18 protein-coding genes and 2 pseudogenes are annotated in these 16,729 nt (G+C 69.6%); 10 read left to right on the plus strand and 10 right to left on the minus strand.

Annotated elements, in window-relative coordinates:
- Window positions 1–254 precede the first annotated feature (254 nt).
- Complete coding sequence (locus tag WHI96_RS26420) at window positions 255–1,043, plus strand: sulfite exporter TauE/SafE family protein (RefSeq protein WP_345649234.1); 789 nt, start codon at window positions 255–257, stop codon at window positions 1,041–1,043.
- Window positions 1,044–1,321: 278 nt separating this feature from the next.
- On the opposite strand, the gene WHI96_RS26425 is transcribed toward WHI96_RS26420, so the two are convergent.
- Entirely contained in the window at window positions 1,322–2,167 is an 846-nt protein-coding gene (locus WHI96_RS26425) for a helix-turn-helix domain-containing GNAT family N-acetyltransferase (protein WP_281010803.1), read from the minus strand.
- Between the two features lie 92 nt (window positions 2,168–2,259).
- Between WHI96_RS26425 and WHI96_RS26430 the strand changes: the two genes are divergently transcribed.
- The 3 genes from WHI96_RS26430 (at window position 2,260) to WHI96_RS26440 (ending at window position 5,352) form a co-directional block, all read left to right on the plus strand.
- Window positions 2,260–3,627: an FAD-dependent oxidoreductase gene (locus WHI96_RS26430; protein ID WP_345649231.1), complete on the plus strand. Its 1,368-nt coding sequence runs from the start codon at window positions 2,260–2,262 to the stop codon at window positions 3,625–3,627.
- Window positions 3,628–3,719: 92 nt separating this feature from the next.
- Window positions 3,720–4,922 (plus strand): MFS transporter, encoded by a 1,203-nt coding sequence (locus WHI96_RS26435; RefSeq protein ID WP_281010933.1) that lies wholly within the window; start codon window positions 3,720–3,722, stop codon window positions 4,920–4,922.
- A 46-nt stretch (window positions 4,923–4,968) separates the two neighbouring features.
- Window positions 4,969–5,352, plus strand: coding sequence for an ArsR/SmtB family transcription factor (locus WHI96_RS26440; protein WP_281010801.1), 384 nt, complete (start codon window positions 4,969–4,971; stop codon window positions 5,350–5,352).
- 83 nt (window positions 5,353–5,435) lie between these two features.
- Here the strand turns inward: WHI96_RS26440 and WHI96_RS26445 are convergent, their stop codons facing one another.
- The 7 genes from WHI96_RS26445 to WHI96_RS26475 form a co-directional block, all read right to left on the minus strand.
- Window positions 5,436–5,768 carry a DUF3040 domain-containing protein gene (locus WHI96_RS26445; RefSeq protein WP_345649228.1) on the minus strand — a complete coding sequence of 111 codons (333 nt, stop codon included), beginning with the start codon at window positions 5,766–5,768 and terminating at the stop codon, window positions 5,436–5,438.
- Window positions 5,769–5,992: 224 nt separating this feature from the next.
- Complete coding sequence (locus WHI96_RS26450; protein ID WP_345649225.1) at window positions 5,993–6,436, minus strand: ArsR/SmtB family transcription factor; 444 nt, start codon at window positions 6,434–6,436, stop codon at window positions 5,993–5,995.
- Window positions 6,437–6,459: 23 nt separating this feature from the next.
- Window positions 6,460–7,236 carry a winged helix-turn-helix transcriptional regulator gene (locus WHI96_RS26455; RefSeq protein WP_281010798.1) on the minus strand — a complete coding sequence of 259 codons (777 nt, stop codon included), beginning with the start codon at window positions 7,234–7,236 and terminating at the stop codon, window positions 6,460–6,462.
- 11 nt (window positions 7,237–7,247) lie between these two features.
- Window positions 7,248–8,012 carry a phosphate ABC transporter ATP-binding protein PstB gene (pstB, locus tag WHI96_RS26460; protein ID WP_345649237.1) on the minus strand — a complete coding sequence of 255 codons (765 nt, stop codon included), beginning with the start codon at window positions 8,010–8,012 and terminating at the stop codon, window positions 7,248–7,250.
- Between the two features lie 149 nt (window positions 8,013–8,161).
- Window positions 8,162–9,070 carry a phosphate ABC transporter permease PstA gene (gene pstA, locus WHI96_RS26465; RefSeq protein ID WP_281010796.1) on the minus strand — a complete coding sequence of 303 codons (909 nt, stop codon included), beginning with the start codon at window positions 9,068–9,070 and terminating at the stop codon, window positions 8,162–8,164.
- Window positions 9,070–10,029: a phosphate ABC transporter permease subunit PstC gene (gene pstC, locus WHI96_RS26470; protein ID WP_281010795.1), complete on the minus strand. Its 960-nt coding sequence runs from the start codon at window positions 10,027–10,029 to the stop codon at window positions 9,070–9,072. Before pstC ends, pstA begins: the two co-directional genes overlap by 1 nt.
- 4 nt (window positions 10,030–10,033) lie before the next feature.
- On the minus strand, window positions 10,034–10,987 hold the full coding sequence (locus WHI96_RS26475; RefSeq protein ID WP_281010794.1) for a PstS family phosphate ABC transporter substrate-binding protein: 954 nt from the start codon (window positions 10,985–10,987) through the stop codon (window positions 10,034–10,036).
- A gap of 328 nt (window positions 10,988–11,315) precedes the next feature.
- Here WHI96_RS26475 and WHI96_RS26480 point away from each other — a divergent pair, with 328 nt between their 5' ends.
- The 6 genes and pseudogenes from WHI96_RS26480 to WHI96_RS26500 all read left to right on the plus strand — a co-directional run bounded on the left by WHI96_RS26480 (window position 11,316) and on the right by WHI96_RS26500 (window position 15,138).
- Window positions 11,316–11,687 (plus strand): ArsR/SmtB family transcription factor, encoded by a 372-nt coding sequence (locus tag WHI96_RS26480; RefSeq protein ID WP_281010793.1) that lies wholly within the window; start codon window positions 11,316–11,318, stop codon window positions 11,685–11,687.
- Entirely contained in the window at window positions 11,684–12,835 is a 1,152-nt protein-coding gene (gene arsB, locus WHI96_RS26485) for an ACR3 family arsenite efflux transporter (RefSeq protein WP_281010790.1), read from the plus strand. The genes WHI96_RS26480 and arsB overlap by 4 nt, the downstream gene beginning before the upstream one ends.
- A 10-nt stretch (window positions 12,836–12,845) precedes the next feature.
- A pseudogene (locus WHI96_RS28010) lies at window positions 12,846–13,124 on the plus strand (three-helix bundle dimerization domain-containing protein); the annotation flags it as partial.
- Between the two features lie 36 nt (window positions 13,125–13,160).
- Complete coding sequence (locus WHI96_RS28015; protein ID WP_425571655.1) at window positions 13,161–13,595, plus strand: arsenate reductase ArsC; 435 nt, start codon at window positions 13,161–13,163, stop codon at window positions 13,593–13,595.
- Window positions 13,592–14,014: an arsenate-mycothiol transferase ArsC gene (locus WHI96_RS26495; protein ID WP_281010788.1), complete on the plus strand. Its 423-nt coding sequence runs from the start codon at window positions 13,592–13,594 to the stop codon at window positions 14,012–14,014. Before WHI96_RS28015 ends, WHI96_RS26495 begins: the two co-directional genes overlap by 4 nt.
- Window positions 14,011–15,138: an ArsO family NAD(P)H-dependent flavin-containing monooxygenase gene (locus WHI96_RS26500; protein ID WP_345649212.1), complete on the plus strand. Its 1,128-nt coding sequence runs from the start codon at window positions 14,011–14,013 to the stop codon at window positions 15,136–15,138. The genes WHI96_RS26495 and WHI96_RS26500 overlap by 4 nt, the downstream gene beginning before the upstream one ends.
- A gap of 15 nt (window positions 15,139–15,153) precedes the next feature.
- On the opposite strand, the gene WHI96_RS26505 is transcribed toward WHI96_RS26500, so the two are convergent.
- Together WHI96_RS26505 and WHI96_RS26510 are read right to left on the minus strand one after the other, a co-directional pair.
- Complete coding sequence (locus WHI96_RS26505) at window positions 15,154–15,651, minus strand: hypothetical protein (RefSeq protein WP_345649209.1); 498 nt, start codon at window positions 15,649–15,651, stop codon at window positions 15,154–15,156.
- 58 nt (window positions 15,652–15,709) lie between these two features.
- Window positions 15,710–16,729, minus strand: a pseudogene (locus WHI96_RS26510) (hypothetical protein); the annotation flags it as partial.

Below are 16,729 nucleotides of genomic sequence, written 5' to 3' on the forward strand. Positions count from 1 at the left end.
AACGCCGAGCTGAAGAACTGGAAGGTTCTGCGCAAGATCAGATCCTGCCCGGCCCGGGCCGCCGAGCTCGTCGCCGCAGTTCAGACCCTCATGATCGCCAACGGATGATCAGGTTGGCAAAGGCTCAGTGCCCGCGGCGGCACGAGGAGCATATGAGCAACGAACCCGCCTCCAGATCGGCCACGGCGTCTCACGGCGGCGGATGGCTGCGAGCAGCCCAGCGACGGGTGGAAGGTGATCGAACCATCGCGCACGTGGCCGGTGGGCCCGCGACCATGGTGCTGGCCTTCGTTTCCGGCGGTGCGGTCGGCGTGCTCGGGGGGATGATCGGCCTCGGCGGGGCCGAGTTCCGGCTTCCCCTGCTGATCGGGTTGTTCGGGTTCGCCGCGTTGTCCGCGGTCATCCTGAACAAGGCGATGAGCCTGGTGGTCGTGCTCACTGCGCTTCCCGCCCGGCTGGCCACCGTCGGGTTCAGCGAACTCAGCGCGCACTGGCTCATCGCGGCGAACCTGCTCGCCGGCAGCCTGCTCGGTGCGTGGGCCGGCGCGACCTGGGCGACCCGGATGCGCACGACCACGCTCTACCGCGTCCTCGCGGTGCTCATGGTCGCCATGGCCGCAGCGCTCGTGCTCACCCACCTCACCAGCCTGCCGGTGCTCGACATCCCCGCACCGCTGCTAGTCGTGACCGGGGTGGTGGCCGGGTTCGGTATCGGCGTCGTCGCCGCGATCATGGGCGTGGCCGGCGGCGAGCTGCTCATCCCCACCATCACCCTGCTCTATGCCGTCGACGTCAAGCTCGCCGGCAGTCTCTCGCTCGCGGTGTCACTGCCCACCATGCTGGTCGCCTTCGCCCGATACAGCCGCGACCAGAGCTTCCAGGTACTGCGCTGGAACCTGAGATTCACCGCCGTCATGATCGCCGGATCAGTCATCGGTGCGCTCGTCGGCGGTCTGCTCCTCGGAGCCGCCCCCGACCTCGTACTCGTCCCGATCCTCGCCGCGATCCTCCTGATCTCCGCGGTCAAACTCGCCCGGCACTGAGCTCGCCGACGACCGAGGTGGCCACGCTCAGGTCATGGTCTCCCAACGACGAGACTGGCCCGTGTCAGCGCCTCGTGTACGCACAGCTGGAGGCGTGGATGGATCCGGTCGGCTTCCCTCAAGCATCTGAAGGTTGTGTCCTAGCCCCAGGCACGGTGAGCCTCGCGCCTGGACCCTCCTGGCGCCTGCCCCGGGACACTGTCTGATCCGCGCCCTGCCCAGAGTGGCGGTGCAGCTGCGGTCGCGGCACCACGTCCAGCAGGTCGACCCAGCCTCGGTCACTCTTGTGGTCGGCGTCTTTCGAGGAGGACGGTGTCGCGCCAGTTGCCGTGGTGTTCTCCGATGCGTTCGCGGACGCCGAGGGTGCGGTAGCCGGCGGTGCGGTGCAGTGCGAGGCCGGCGCGGTTCTCGGGGAAGATCGTCGCCTGCAGGGTCCAGAGGCCGGCATCGTCCGCGGCGCATACTTGTTGGCGGATGAGCGCTCTGCCGACGCCGCGGCCGCGATGGTCTTCGGCCACATAGATTGCGGCGTCGGCGACGCCTCGGTAGATCGGCCGGGCCGACACGGCGCTGAGGGCGGTCCAGCCCACGACCCGGCCGTCGATCTCGGCGACCCATCGGTGCCCGTTCAGCCATGTGGTGTCGAGGACGGCGCGGTCGGGGACTTCGGTGTCGAAGGTGGCGTCTCCGGTGTCGATGCCCTCGCCGTAGATGCGCTGCACGGCGGTCCAGTCGTGCTCGGTCATCGCGTGCACGGTGACGTCGTCGGGGATGTCGTTAGGGCAGCAGGGGCGGGGGGCGAGCAGGCCCATGACGGCGTCGGCGGCGTGCGGGAGTCCGGCACAGCAGGTGGGATTGACGCTGACCTGGGTGGTGGTGCCTTCCTTGCGCAGCGCGACGAAGCCGGTCTCGGCGAGTTTGCGCAGGTGATGTGAGCAGGTGGCCTGGCTGATCCCGACCAGCTCGGCCAGGCGCCCGACCGGGACGGGCCGAGCAGCCGAGGCGATGGCGTGCAGCAGCCGGACGCGGACCGGCTCGGCCAGACACGCGAACCAGGACGCGTAGGTAGCGGCGTCGTCGTGGGGAAGCTGCACCGCCTGCGGGTCGGTCGCGAGCACGCTCATGCCCTCAGTATCGACCACGATCGATGGTTGCGTCCATCCATCCACGTCGATAGATTCCGAGAGAACGATCGATGAGTATCGATGGAGGCGTGATGGGTGTGAACGAGGGACTGCCGGTCGTGGTGATCGGGGCCGGGCCGGTGGGCTTGGCGGCCGCGGCCGAGCTCGCCGAGCGGGGGTTGGAGCCGCTCGTGCTCGAGGCTGGGCCGACGGCGGCGACATCGGTGCTGGAATGGGGGCATGTCCGGCTGTTCTCGCCGTGGGGGTGGCTGACCGACCCGGCAGCGGAGCGGCTGCTCGCCGGCGCCGGTTGGACGGTTCCGGACCCGCAGGCGTATCCGACTGGTGCCGAATGGGCCGCGGGCTATCTCGCGCCGCTGGCCGCGGCGCTGGGAGAGCGGGTGCGGGCCGGGGTGCGGGTGGTCGGCGTGACCCGTCGGGGGCGGGATCGGGTCGTCGACGCCGGTCGCGAGACCGAACCGCTGGTCGTGCACACCGATGCCGGTGAGCGGATCCCGGCGCGTGCGGTGATCGACGCGTCGGGCACCTGGACCTCGCCGAACCCGCTCGGGGGTGACGGCCTGCCCGCGACAGGGGAGGCGGCGGCGGGGGATCGGGTGCAGGCTGCGATCCCGAATCTGGCCGACCCGGTCGAGCGGGCCCGGTTCGGTGGGGGGCACGTGGCCGTGGTGGGTTCCGGGCATTCGGCGTTGACCGCGTTGGCCGGCCTTGCCGGTCTGGCGCGGGAGGTGCAGGGGACGCGGGTGAGCTGGTTGCTGCGCCGATCCGGGTTCGGGCAGGTCTTCGGCGGCGGGGAGGCCGACCAGCTCCCTGCTCGGGGCGCGCTGGGGTCGCGGGCGGCGGAGGCTGTCGACGCGGGTCTGGTGACACCGGTGTTCGGGTTCCGCACCGAGCGTGTCGACCCGGTGGCCGAGGGGCGGCTGAGGCTGGTCGCCGACGACGGACGCGAGGTGGACGACGTCGATGAAGTCCTGGTGCTGACCGGGTTCCGCCCCGATCTGAGCTGGCTCTCGGAGGTGCGTACCGAGCTGGATCCGGCGCTGCAGGCTCCGGTCCGGTTGGCGCCGTTGATCGACCCGAACGCGCACTCCTGCGGGACGGTGTACCCGCACGGTGCTGCGGAGTTGGCTCATCCGGAGCCGGGGTTCTACATGGCGGGGATGAAGAGCTACGGGCGGGCGCCGACGTTCCTGGCCCGCACCGGTTACGAGCAGGTCCGCTCGATCGCCGACGCGCTCGCTGGTGATCACGAGGCTGCCGCTCGGGTCGAGCTGGTGCTCAACGAGACCGGCGTCTGCGGCGGTGCCGGGCTGTTCGACTCCGACGAGTCGATCGCGGAGACCGAGACCGGCAGCGGGTGTTGCGGGTCCGCTGTACCGGCGTCGGTGCCGTCCTCGGCGGGCGCAGTGTCGTCGGCTGGCGCAGTGTCGTCGGCGTGAGCCCGGGGCGGGCCCGTCCCGCTCCCGCGGGTGGGGGGCGGGCCGACGTCGCGGGCGACGGGTTGTCCCGGCGCGGACGACAGCGAGTACTTCTGGTCCTGTGCCTGACCCAGATCACCAGCTGGGGGGTGCTCTACTACGCGTTCCCGGTGCTCGCGTCCTCGATCGCCGCCGACACCGGTTGGTCGGTGCCCGAGGTCACTGCCGCGTTCTCGGCGGGGCTGGTGGTCTCGGCGGTTGTCGGTCTCCCGGTCGGACGGGTGTTGGACCGGCACGGTCCGCGTTGGGTGATGACCGCGGGTTCGGTGATCGCAGTGCCGGCGACGCTGTTGATCGCCTTCGCAGGATCGTTGCCGGCGTTCGTGGCCGCGTGGCTGCTGGCCGGGGTCGCGCAGGCGGCGACGTTCTATCCGCCGGCGTTCGCGGCGCTGACACGGTGGTGGGGTGCCGACCGGGTCCGGGCGTTGACGGTGCTGACCCTGGTCGCCGGGCTGGCCAGCACCGTGTTCGCTCCGCTGAGTGCGGCCTTGCTGGATCCGCTGGGGTGGCGTGGCACCTACGTCGTGCTCGCCGTGGTGCTGGGCGCGATCACGGTCCCGGCCCACCTGGTCGGGCTGCGCGGACCGTGGCCGGACCCGGTGGCCGATCCCGTCCTCGGCGGTGGCGCCTCAGCCGTGGTCGACGACGACCCGGAGCGGATCCGGTGTAGCCGCGCGTTCGTGCTGTTGGTCGCGGTGGTCACTCTCGGCGGGTTCACCTCGTTCGCCGTCACTGTCAATCAGGTCCCGCTGCTGCTCGAGCGAGGGTTGTCGACCGAGGTCGCGGCGTGGGCACTGGGACTCGGTGGCCTGGGCCAGGTCCTGGGGCGCCTGGGCTACGCCCCACTGATCCGGCGCAGCTCCGTGCGTGGCCGCGTGGTGATCATCATGGGCGCTCTCGCGGCGACGTCCGCGCTGCTCGCCGTGCTGCCTGGGCCGGCCTGGGTGTTGATCGCTGCGGCGATGTTGGCGGGCGCGGCCCGGGGGGTGTTCACACTGCTGCAGGCCACGGCGCTGTCGGACCGGTGGCATCCCCGCGCCTACGGCAGACTGAACGGGATCGTGTCCGCACCGGTCATGATCGCGGTTGCGGTGTCGCCGTGGGCGGGCAGCGCGCTGGCCGAACCGTTGGGCAGCTACACGCCGGTGTTCCTGCTGCTCGCCGGCGCCGCGTCTCTCGCGATGCTGCTCGGCGTGTGGACCATCCCGGCCGCCGCGAACCCGGAGCCACCCTCGACCGGTGAGGGGAACCGATGAGCGCGGGTACTTGCACTGGAACCACCGCACACCGGAGAATAGACATATGTCTAATCAGCGAGCTGTGGAGGTCGTGGACTCGGCATGCGATTCGGTGCTGGTCGACCGGCCGCTCGACGAGGCACGGTCGGGTGAGCTGGCTCGGACGTTCAAGGCGATCGGGGATCCGGTTCGTCTGCGTCTGCTGTCGCTGATCGCCTCCCACGCCGGCGGCGAAGCTTGCGTGTGCGACGTGTCCGAGGTGTTCGACGTGTCCGGACCCACGATCTCGCACCACCTCAAGGTGCTGCGCGAGGCCGGTCTGATCACCGGCGAGCGGCGAGGGACCTGGGTCTACTACCGGGTGGTACCCCAGACCCTCGCTCGCCTGTCCGCGCTGCTCGCGCCGCAGCAGCGGGTCGACCGCGCGGCGGAGCCCGCCTCCGCCTGAGACGTTGATCGGTCGCGGCTGTCCGGCACCCTCCGGGCCCGATCCACAGAGGCGGCAGCCCCGCAGTGGCTCGCCATGCCCGCTCAGGGGTGATGCGTGCGCGCGGGCTTGGTGAAGCGGCGCGCCGCCGCCACCAGCCAGCCCACCGGCAAGCACAGCACGACCATTCCGGCGCCTTGTACGAGTCCACGATCCACTGTGAGCAGGCCGAATCCCAGCAGCATGGCAGCAGTGGCGACCAGGCAGCCCGACACGGCGAACGCGACCAGGTCACGGGGGCCGGAAGCCTGCCGCTCCCACGACCGGACGAACCCGGGATCCGAACGTCGAAGTTCCTTCTCGATCTCGATCAGCTCCGCCTCGGACGACATACGCCCCTCCACCACCTTGAATCGACAGGTTCCGATCCAGGTCATCGTGGACCTTATTTCGAAGAGCGTCAACTTAGGCAGCTGTCGAACCAACATCGAGGTCGACGTCGCTGGATCCCCCCACCCGCGGATACCCGTACTTGACGGCCGAGGCGCGGTGCCGGGTGGTGCTCGGGAGGAGCCGGGCGGGGTCACGCCGGTTCGGCCGGGTCACACCTGCCACGGGGTCGGAGCGCCATGGCCCTGCGTCGGACGATGTCCACGACGTGTCACGTGCAGTCGGTGTCGAGATCCTTGCACCGGGACGGTCGGCTGTGGTCGGTGCTGATGAGCTTGGGGTTGTCGGCGTGCTCCAGGCGCAGCAGCTGGTGGAACAGCCCGTCCAGGCTCAACGCGTCGTTGATCTGATCGACGAAGTCGGGTTCGAGCCGATACCAGCTCCAGGTGCCGCGCCGTTCACGCGACATCACGCCCGCGCGAACGAGGACCCGTAGATGGTGGCTCAGTGTGGACTGCGGCTGTGGGAAGACCTCGATCAGGTCGCAGAAACACAATTCGCCGCCGGGGGCCTGGCCTGCCAGCCCGACCAGCTGCAGCCGCAGCGGGTCGGCGAGCGCCTTGAACAACGATGCGGTCGCATCGGCAACGGTCTCGACCCGACCGACCGGGGTGTCGTGCGGATCGTTGTCGCGTGGCGCGTCCTGGTCCCCCATCGCCTGTCAGGATACTGCGATGCTCAGGAGTTCGGCGTCGCGGTCAGCTGATAGCCCAGACCGCGGACGGCCTCGATGCGGACCTCGGAGCGTGCTGCGGCCAGACGCCGCCGCAGCCGGGTGACGTGCACGCTCAGCGAGTTGTCCGAGCCGGTGCTCTGCTCGCCCCAGATCGCGGCGACCAGCTCGTGGCGGCTGATCACAGCGTCCGGGCGCGCGGCGAGGTAGCGGAGCACGAGATGCTCGCGCAGCGGCAGCCGGATCGACGTGTCGTCGAGCCAGATCCGGGGAGCGACGCTGTCGATCCGTAACCGACCCACCTCGATCGGCAGCGGACGAGCAGTCACCACGCGCGCGTTACCGAGCGCGGCACCGATCAACCCGAGCAGCGCCTCAGGGGCGAACGGACGGGCGGTGACGGTGGCGCCCAGCGCGACCGCCCGGGCGGCCAGGCCACCGTCGTCGTCCCCGCCGACGCCGACGATGATCCGCAGGTCGGGCTCGAGAGCGTGGAGCACGTCGAGGAACTCGCCGGGCGAGAGCCGACCGTCGGTTGCTGCGAGTACGACCGCGTCCGGGCAGGTGCGGCCCACGACCAACAGGGCTTCGGCGGTGTCGTGGACCGGGTGCAGGTCGAAGGGCTGCCCGGCCAACTCCCGTTGCATCGCTGTCGTCTCGACCGGCCGCGCGACGAACAGAACCACCGCCGGGCTCGCGTGGTCGTCGCCCCCGGCCAGGCAGGCGCGGCGGCGGATCTGTACGGGAGAGCGGCCGTCGGTCTCCCAGGCCTCGGTCATCATCGACGGAAGCCTCAGCCGAACTTGCCCGAGATGTAGTCCTCCGTACGGGAGTCGGTCGGGTCCTCGAAGATGGTGCGGGTCTGGTCGAACTCGACCAGCGTGCCCACCCGGTTGCCGTGATCGTCGGGCTGGGCGGTGAAGAACGCGGTGTTGTGCGAGACGCGGGCGGCCTGCTGCATGTTGTGGGTGACGATCACGATCGTGAAGTCCTCGACCAGCTCGCCCATCAGGTCCTCGATCTTCGAGGTCGCGATCGGGTCGAGCGCCGAGCAGGGCTCGTCCATCAGCAGGACGTCGGGTCGGGTGGCGATGGCCCGGGCGATGCACAGGCGCTGCTGCTGGCCACCGGAGAGGCCGTAGGCGTTCTGCTTGAGCTTGTCCTTGACCTCGTCCCAGAGCGCGGCGCCGCGCAGTGCCTGTTCGACGGTGTCGTCGAGGTCGCTCTTGGCGCCGGTGACGCGGGGGCCGTACGCGACGTTGTCATAGATCGACTTGGGGAACGGGTTGGGCTTCTGGAAGACCATGCCGATCCGGCGTCGGACCTCGATCTCGTCGACGCCGGGGGCGTAGATGTCGGTGCCGTGATAGGTCACCCGGCCCTCGACCCGGGCTCCGGGCACGAGGTCGTTCATCCGGTTGAGGCAGCGCAGGACCGTGGACTTGCCGCAACCCGACGGGCCGATCAGCGCGGTGATGCGGCGGTCGTCGAACTGCAGGTCGACTTCGCGCACGGCGAGAAAATCGCCGTAGTAGACGTGCAGATTCTCGGTCGTCATGGCCGCGCCGGCCGACGGCGGGCGCTCAGCTGTGTCATCGCCGACGGCGACGTGGACGCCCGGTGCCGGTGTGGAGTTGCCGGTCTGGTTGCTGTCCTGAGGGGCTCGGGTGTGGGGGGTGGTGCTCATGGGCTGGTCCCTTTCTGGGTTCACCATCGGCGGGCGAACCGGTTGCGCAGCATGATCGCGGTGCCGTTGAGCGCGAGCAGGATGACGATCAGCAGCAGGATCGCGGCGTAGGTCAGCGGGACGAACGCTTCGCGCGACTGGAGGGCGAAGTTGAAGATCTGGACGGGCATGACGGTGTAGCGGGAGAACAGCCCGTCGGGGGTGAAGGTGATGAAGGTCGTGGCGCCGACGAGGATCAGGGGTGCGGCTTCGCCGACTGCCCGTGACAGGGCCAGGATCGAGCCGGTCGCGATGCCGGGCACCGCTGCAGGGAGGAGCTGACGCCACACGGTCTGCCAGCGGGTCGCCCCGACTGCGAGCGAGCCGTCGCGGATCTCGCGCGGCACCGCACGCAGTGACTCGCGGGTGGCGATGATGACCACCGGCAGGATCAGCAGGGCCAGCGCGATCGAGCCCGACAGTGCCACGGCGCCGAGGTTCAACGGTGCGCGCACGACGAAAGCGAGCACCAGGATTCCGAAGATGATCGAGGGCACGGCCGCGAGGTTCTGCACGTTGAGCTCGATCGCCCGGTTGAACCAGCGCTGCGGGTCGGCGTACTCCTCCAGATAGATCGCCGCGGCGATCCCCAGCGGCAGCGCGATCAGCGCGGTGACACCGACGACCAGCAGTGTGCCCACGATGGCGGGCTGCACCCCGGCCGTGGACGGACGGATCGTGGAGGGCGCTTGGGTGAGCAGGTTCGCATCGAGGCGACTGATCCCGGACACGACGATGGTGAGCAGGACGTAGAGCAGGAACAACGCCGCGACCAGCAGACACGCCCACAGCACGCAGACGAACACCGTGGACGCCCCGTCGCGGCGTCGCCGGCCCGGGGTGAGGGTGGGGCCGGTCGCGGCGCGGGCCGGTAACTCGGTGGAGGTCATCAGTACACCTGCCGGAATCGGCGGACCAGCCGGATGCTGATCAGGTTGATCACCAGGGTGATCGCGAACAGCAGCGCTCCCACGGCGAACAGGGAGTAGTAGACCGGGCTGCCCTGTGGTGCATCGCCGCTGGCGATCTGGGCGATGAACGCGGTCATGGTCTGGGCCTCCTCGCGGGGGTCGCCGGTGAGGCGGGCGAGGTTGCCGCCGGCGACGGCGAGGATCATCGTCTCGCCGACCGCGCGCGAGAGCCCCAGCACGACGGCGGCGATGATCCCCGACAGTGCCGCGGGGAACACCACGCTCAACGTGGTGATCCGCCGGTTCGCGCCGAGCGCGTAAGAGCCGGCGCGCAGCGCCTGGGGCACCGCGGACATGGCGTCCTCGGACAACGACGCGACCGTCGGGACGATCATGAACCCCATGACGATCCCGGCGACGAGCAGGTTATAGATGTTCGGGATGCCCAGCAGCGGCTGCAGGACCGGTGTGATCGCGGTCAGGGCGAGGAACCCATAGACGACCGTCGGGATCCCTGCCAACAGCTCCAGGATCGGCTTGACGACCTTGCGGACTCTCGTGGTCGCGTACTCGGACAGGAACATGGCGATACCCAGACCCACCGGGATCGCCACGGCCAGCGCGATACCGGTGGCCATGAAGGTCGCCGATACCAGGGGCAGAACGCCCCAGTCCTTGTCCCAGGAGTACTTGTCGCCGAACGAGGCGGTCCAGGTGGTGCCGGTGAGGAACTCGATCGGACTGACGTTGGCGAAGAAGGTGAACAGCGGGACTACGAGGGCAACAATGATACCGACGGTCACCAGAACCGAGACTCCGGCCGCGGCGGCCAGCAGACCCTCGATGAGCTTCTCGCCGATCCGGGGTGAACGGGGGGTCAGGTCACGGCCGGGGCCGCCCGCGCGCGAGGGCGGGCGGCCGGCGGTGGTCACCGCCATCGGTTCAGCCTCCGGCCTGCTGGCGGAGCTGGTCCAGCTTGGCGGTGGAGTCCTGCTTCTGCTGGTCGGTCATCGGCACGAACTGCGCTGCCTGCACGATCTCGTCGTTGCGCTGGAGATAGAACTCCAGGAACGACTGCACCTGGGGCTTACGCAGCCCGGCATCCGAGGCGTAGATGAACAGCGGGCGCCCCAGCGGGGTGTAGGTCCCGTCCTGCACGGTCTGCGCCGACGGGGCGACGCAGCCCTGCCCGCCGTCGACCTGCATCGCCTTGAGCCGCTGCTGGTTCTCCTCGAAGTAGGAGAAGCCGAAGTAGCCCAGCGCACCGGGCGCGCCGGTGACGCCCTGCACGGTCACGTTGTCGTTCTCCGACGGGCTGTAGTCGGTCCGCGACGAGCCCTCCTCCCCGACGATCTCGTCGGTGAAGTAGTCGAAGGTCCCCGAGTCCGCGCCCGCGCCGAACAGACCGAGCGGCTCGGCCGGGAACGACGGGTCGACCTGGTTCCACGACCTGACCTGCGAGCCGGGTGCCCACATCGTCCGCAACTGCTCCACGGTCAGGCAGTTCGCCCACGTGTTCGCGGGGTTCACCACCACCGTCAGTGCGTCGTTGGCGACCTGCAGCTCCTCGAAGGCGATCCCGTTGGCCTGGCACTGCTGGCGCTCGCTGTCGGAGATCGGGCGCGAGGCGTTGGAGATGTCGGTCTCGCCGTTGCAGAACTTCTGGAACCCGCCGCCGGTCCCCGAGGTCCCGACGGTCACGTTCACATCGGGGTTCTCGCCCTGGTAGAGCTCTGCCGCCGCAGAGGACAGGGGCTCCACCGTGGAGGATCCGTCGATCAGCACCGGCCCGGCGACCTGTCCACCACCCTGGCCCTGCTGTTGGCCACCACCGCCGCACGCCACCAGCGTGACGCTCGCGGCGATCGCGACCAGGGCAGCGGATGCCCGGTGCATGTGTCGAACTCTCACGTGAACTCGGCCTCTCTCGTCGGGGTCGAGACGACAGCCCGCACACGTGAGCTACCGCCGAAGACGCCTGGATCGAACAATGTCGATATGAACGAGGCCTGAACACGGGCCGAATTCGGAGTCTTGGATCCAGAAAGTTCGATGGAGCTGGCAGGGCGACGGGACGCAGCGACCCCTGTGCCCCGGCCCGCGGGGAGGCTGGACGAGCGACTCGGGCGATGGGGTCGCGGCACGCGACGGTCTGGAGTCGATCCGCCGAGGTCTCGCCCAGCCAGTGCTTGCTCATCGATTCGATGACTGTCAAGATAGACGCATGTCGAATCACGATGTGCCTGGTTCAGCACCGCGGTGCTGGAGCAGGCTTGTGGGCGAACCGCTACCGGTCGAGCACGCCGCCGAACTCGCTCAGACGTTCAAAGCACTGGGCGACCCAGCTCGACTGCGGCTGCTGTCGTTGATCGCCTCACACACCGATGGAGAGGCCTGCGTCTGCGACCTGAGCGAGGAGTTCGAACTGTCCGGTCCCACCATCTCGCACCACCTCAGGATCCTGCGCGAAGCCGGCCTCGTCACCGGTGAGCGGCGCGGTACCTGGATCCACTACCGAGCCGTCCCGGCACGCCTGGAACGGCTCTCCGATCTGTTGACCCCGACCCTGATCACGGCGGAGGCCGTCGCACCATGAGCACGGAGAACACCACAGGCGCTGCCCAACAGGCCGCGAACGACCCGGCCGAGGCCGGCGTCGTCGCCCGCCTGTCCACCCTCGACCGGTTCCTTCCGGTCTGGATCATCGTCGCCATGGTCGCCGGGCTCCTGCTCGGCCGCCTGGTCCCCGGCCTCGCCCCCGCGCTGGACGCACTGGCCGTCGACGGCGTCTCGCTGCCGATCGCGCTCGGCCTGCTGATCATGATGTACCCGGTCCTGGCCAAGGTCCGCTACGACCGTCTCGACACCGTCACCGGCGACCGCCGGCTGCTCATCACCTCGCTGGTGCTGAACTGGGTACTGGGCCCGGCGCTGATGTTCGCCCTGGCGTGGCTGATGCTGCCCGACCTGCCCGAGTACCGGACAGGTCTGATCATCGTCGGTCTCGCCCGGTGTATCGCCATGGTGATCATCTGGAACGACCTCGCCTGCGGGGACCGCGAAGCCGCCGCCGTGCTGGTCGCGCTGAACTCGGTGTTCCAGGTCGTCATGTTCGGCCTGCTCGGCTGGTTCTATCTGTCCGTGCTGCCCGGCTGGCTCGGGCTTCCGGTCACCGATCTCGCGTTCTCCACCTGGGACATCGTCAAGTCGGTGCTGGTGTTCCTCGGCATCCCGCTGCTCGCCGGCTACCTGACCCGCCGCTTCGGCGAACGCGCGAAGGGCCGCACCTGGTACGAGGAGAAGTTCATCCCGCGGATCGGGCCGTTCGCGCTCTACGGGCTGCTGTTCACCATCGTGCTGCTGTTCGCGCTGCAGGGCGAGGCCATCACCTCCCAGCCCCTCGACGTGGTCCGGATCGCGCTGCCGCTGCTGGCCTACTTCGCCCTGATGTGGGCCGGGTCCTACGCCCTGGGCCGCGCGGTCGGCATGGGCTACGAGCGCACGACGACGCTGGCGTTCACTGCGGCGGGCAACAACTTCGAGCTCGCCATCGCCGTGGCGATCGGCACGTTCGGCGTCACCTCCGGGCAGGCGCTGGCCGGGGTCGTCGGGCCGCTGATCGAGGTCCCGGTCCTGGTCGGCCTGGTCTATGTCTCCCTGTGGCTGCGCCGGCGCCTGTTTCAGAGCACCAAGGCCGCAGCGCACACCGCGGTGCCCCCACGGCCGACTCCGCCCCGCACGTAGTGGCCGTGACATGGACGAGCGCTCCGCGTCTGCGCACAACGACCCCGGCCCCGCCGTCGCCGACATCCTCACCCGACGCCCGAGCAGCGGCCGGGACCTGGAGAGCTTCGCGGTGCACAGCCCGAACCCCCGGATTCACCGCGGCGTCGACGAACTGTGCCGCCGATTCCAGGGGGTGTTCGGCCGCGAGACGATCGAGGCCGTTGTCCTCGACATCTTCACCGAGCTCGCCCTCACCGCCCGCATCACCACCCACCTGCCCGTCCTGGCGACCCGCTACGCCCTCGAGCGGCTCGACGCCGCCGTCGCCGAGCAAGGAGTTCCCGTGACAAGCGCCCCCGCGGTCCCCGAAGTGCTGTTCGTCTGCGTCCACAACGCCGGTCGCAGTCAGATGGCCGCCGCTCTGCTCGCCCACCACGCACGCGGCACCGTCACGGTCCGCTCCGCAGGCTCGGAACCGGCCGACTCGATCAACCCAGCCGTCCGACAGGTCATGGCCGAGATCGGGCTCGCCCTCGACACCGAGTTCCCCAAGCGGCTGACCACCGACGCCGTCGAAGCAGCCGACGTGGTCATCACCATGGGCTGTGGCGACGCCTGCCCGGTCTTCCCCGGCAAGCGCTATCTCGACTGGGAACTCACCGACCCCGCGGGCAAACCCGCCGAAGAGATCCGGCCGATCCGCGACGACATCGACGACCGCGTCCGTGCGCTGCTCGCCGAGCTGACCGGCACCCCCACCCAGGCGGCCACGTCGTGACCGACACGCCCTCGGTGCTGTTCGTGTGTGTGCGCAACGGCGGCAAGTCCCAGATGGCTGCCGGCCTGATGCGTGCCCAGGCCGGTGACCGTGTCCGCGTCCACTCCGCCGGCACCGCTCCCGGTGAGAAGGTCAATGCCCTGTCCACGCAGGTCCTCGCGGAAGTCGGCGCGGACATGAGCGGGCAGACCCCGACCGCGATCGACCCCGAACTGCTCAAGCACGTCGACCTGGTGGTGACCCTCGGATCCGAGGCCCACATCGACGGCGGCGACACCGAGGTCCGCAACTGGGACACCGATGAGCCCTCCCAGCGCGGTATCGAAGGGATCGAACGCATGCGCCTGGTCCGAGACGACATCGCCGCCCGCGTCGAGTCTCTCCTCACCGAACTCGTTGGGCCCTATCGAGCCCGATGACCGAGCACGGCACCTCCACCGGTCGTGCCCCGAACGACCTGCCCGTCGTCGTCATCGGCGGCGGGCAGGCCGGGCTCGCCGCTGGCTACTACCTGCGACGCGCGGGCGCCCGATTCGTCATCCTCGACGCTCAGACTGGTCCCGGAGGCGCCTGGCGCCACGGCTGGGACTCGCTGCGGCTGTTCTCACCCGCCACCCACAGCACTCTGCCCGGCTGGCCCATGCCCGCCCAACCCGGCGAACCGTTCCCCACCGCCGGGCACGTCCGCGATTACCTGACCCGCTACGAACAGCGCTATGACCTCGACGTCCAACGCCCCGTCGAGGTCACCGCAGTGCACGCCCACGACGACCGTCTCGTGGTCAGCGGCCCCAAGGGCCAATGGGACGCGTCCGCGGTCATCAGCGCCACCGGAACCTGGCGCCGCCCCCACGTTCCTGACCTGCCTGACCGCAGCACATTCACCGGCCGCCAACTACACGCCGTCGGCTACCACCACGCCGAGCCCTTCCGTGGCCAGCACGTTGGTGTCGTCGGCGCCGCGAACTCCGCAGCCCAGATCCTGGCCGAAGTCTCCACCGTCGCCACCACCCACTGGTTCACCCTCGCCGAACCCCGCTACCTACCCGACGACGTCGACGGTCGCGTCCTGTTCGACCTCGCCAGCCAGCGCGAAATCACCCGACGCCAAGGACTACCCGACCACGGCGGAATCGCCGCCCTCGGCGACATCGTCATGGTCCCCATCGTCCAGGACGCCCGCGCCCGTGGCGCACTGCACGCACTACCGATGTTCGACCGCATGACACCTACCGGAGTGGTGTGGGACGACGGCAGCAGGACAGAACTCGACGTCATCATCTGGTGCACCGGATTCCGCCCCGACCTCGCCCACCTCGCACCACTCGGGCTGCCCCTGGACGCTCGGAGCCTCCCGAGAACTACGAACGACACCCAGAGCCTCGACGAGCCGCGACTGCATCTCCTCGGCTACGGCGACTGGACCGGGTCCGCCTCCGCCACCCTCGTCGGAGCCGGCCGCACTGCGCGCCAGTGCGTCGAGCGAATCATCGGGAGACCAGCGCGTCGGCCGAGAGCCGCCGCGCATCAGCACGCCCTGTGACCCTGTGGCTCCGCCTCAGGACGAGTCCGGCTCCTCTGACGGTGGTCGCGGTGCGTTGTTGAGTTCCGCGACCAGGCGGCGGTTCACCGCTCGAGCAGCGTCGAGCTCGTCGGTGCGCTCGCGCAGCGCCACGACCAGATCGGCCACGCGCTGGACCAGCGCGTCCCGTTCACGCTCGACCGCCTCTATATCCGGGCCAGCGCCGAGTCCGGAGACCTGCCAGATCTGGTGACCCAGCTGTCGAGACAAGCGCGCCTCCAGCTCACGTACCCGCACACCGGCCCGTCGTGCACGATCCTGGCAGTGAGCGAGATCGGCCCGCAGAGACGCCTCGGTGACCCGGTCGGCAGGGCTCTGGCCAGGCTCGGGACCACGGGTGCTGATCTCACGAAGCAGCTGAACAAGATCGGGATGACGGTAGACGTAGCTTCGGTGCACCCCGGCTCTACGGGCGATCGCAGAGACCGACGCGTCGAGCTGGCCCTCGGCCGCTTGGGCGATCACCGAGGCCACGCGCCGATGCCGCCGCTGCGCCGCGTCGCCCGGGCGCGCTGGAAGTCCGACTGAGCTTTCAGTCGCCATGGCTTATTCCCGCGAGCGAAGTCTGGCTGTGGCGGATGGTCGGCATCCCGAGACCGACAGTGGCACCGCGGGCCCGCCGCACGACGGTGACCGCATCGCGTAGCGCTGCCTGTTCGCGCTCACCGAGATCGCCGAGCTGGTGGGTGATCTGGCTGATGAGGGCGCGGATCCTGGTGATCTCGGCATCTGAGGGGGTCGCCTCGCTGATGGCCCAGCTGTCGGCACTCGTCAAGCACGCGAGTCGCTCGCGGTTGCGCAGCAGATCGGCCAGGTAGGCCTCGAGGTCGGGGAGGTAGGAGGCGTCGGTGCGGAAGTGGTCGCAGCCCACGCAGCGGAACCGGACGGGGCAGTCGTCGCCGCCGGCGGCGACATTGGTCGGTTCAGTGCAGATGCCATACGGCACGGCGACCTCGCCGACGGCGCGCCGAGCGCGTTCGGACTCGAGTAGCGCGCTGGCGTGGTGCCAGGTGCGGTGTCCGTGGCGGTCGAATTGCAGGGCGGTGACGCGGTCGACGGCGTCTCGGCGACGAGTCTCGGAGACGCGGTAGTAGCCCTGGGTGGTGGCCATGCTGGTGTGGTCCATCAGCTCGCACAGCACGTCGACGGCGATACCGGCGTCGGCGTGGCGTTGAGCGTAGGTGTGGCGCCAGGAGTAGGGCTGGATCCGCTCGCGCGGGAACGGCAGCGCCCGGGTTCGGGTGTGTCCGTCAACGATCTCGGCAGCCAGCGCGGGGAGCTCGGGCAGCGAATTGGCCCAGCGGCGGTGGTTGTCGCGCAGGTAGTAGATCGTGATCGGGCGGCGCCCATCATGGTTCTTGAGTGGGGACGGCAGCAGGACCAGTTCGCTGGCAGGTGTGCGCGGGAAGCGTGCCCGGACTCGGGCTGAAGCGCCCCGGATGTGGTGGAGGCTCTGATCCCACGGGAAGGTGGAGATCGTGCCGGCACCGAGGAAGTTCAGCGACGAGATGCGCGAGCGCGCCCAGCGCATGGTCCGTGAAGCACGCCGGCA

It is taken from the genome of Pseudonocardia tropica, assembly GCF_040105315.1.
GTDB classification, from domain to species: domain Bacteria; phylum Actinomycetota; class Actinomycetes; order Mycobacteriales; family Pseudonocardiaceae; genus Pseudonocardia; species Pseudonocardia alni.